Origin of the sequence: Protofrankia sp. CiP1_Cm_nod2 (genome assembly GCF_920664355.1) — a bacterium.
In the GTDB taxonomy this organism is placed as follows: Bacteria; Actinomycetota; Actinomycetes; order Frankiales; family Frankiaceae; genus Protofrankia.
This window is the reverse complement of sequence record NZ_CAKKTL010000111.1, coordinates 4,839-5,713: the sequence shown is the minus strand read 5'-3', so window position 1 is coordinate 5,713 and position 875 is coordinate 4,839. Positions and strand designations below refer to the sequence as shown.

Sequence of the window (875 nt, the reverse complement as noted above, 5' to 3'; positions counted from 1 at the left end):
TCCCCGAACGCGACAGGTGCCGCGGCGATCGCGGTGAGTGCGGCCAGCGGCCGCGGGTCGGCCGGGCCGTCCGCCTCGTCCGGTGGGAGCGGGTCGGCCAGGCCGGCCAGGCTGGGAAAGACATCGACCGGGATCGGTTCCGGGCCGAGGAATCCACACAGGTGGAGCAGGTCGACAACGGCGGGTTCGTCCGGGCCGATCGCGTCCAGCGCCAGGTTCCAGGCCGCGGCGACCACCGTCGGGTAGCGGTCCGGAACCCCACGGCTGAGGATGTCGCGGACCTGGGTCCCTAACACGGTGAGGTAGTCGTCGACGCCCGTGCCGGTCGAGGCCAGCCAGGTGCCGGCCTGCTCCAGGGCAAGAGGAAGATCCCCGAGGGCGTGGGCGAGCCGGTCGGCGTCGGTGTCGGTGTCGCCCAGGCCAGGGAGGTGGCTGCGCAGGAGGGTGATCGCGTCGGGGCGGGGCAGCACGTCCACCGCGACGGTTCCGGTCCGCCCCGCCCAGTCGGGGTGCCGGGAAGTGATCAGGAGGTGGCCGTCGGTGGCCTGTTCGGCCGCGCCGATCAGCCCGTGCAGGTCCGAGGGCGCGGTGGCGTTGTCGACCACGACCAGCCAGCGGGCGTGCGGCCGGCCGGTCCGCAACGCCTCCACGACCGCTCGTATCGAGCCGTCGCTGTCCCCGGCCGCCCCGACACCGAGGCGGGCGGCGAGATCGGCCAGGGCCGTGGCGGCCAGCGCGGGCTGTTCCCCGTCGACCCACCACACCAGGTCGTAGGACGAGCGGAACCGCCAGGCGTATTCCACCGCGAGTTCGGTTTTCCCGACCCCGCCAAGGCCGTGCAACGCCTGCGCCCGCCCCGCCGCCGGCTCGGCCGG

The 875-nt window shown here is 74.5% G+C and carries 1 pseudogene; it reads right to left on the bottom strand.

Features of this window, described 5'->3' with window-relative positions:
* Positions 1-875: pseudogene (locus NBW84_RS13720) on the bottom strand (FxSxx-COOH system tetratricopeptide repeat protein); the annotation flags it as partial.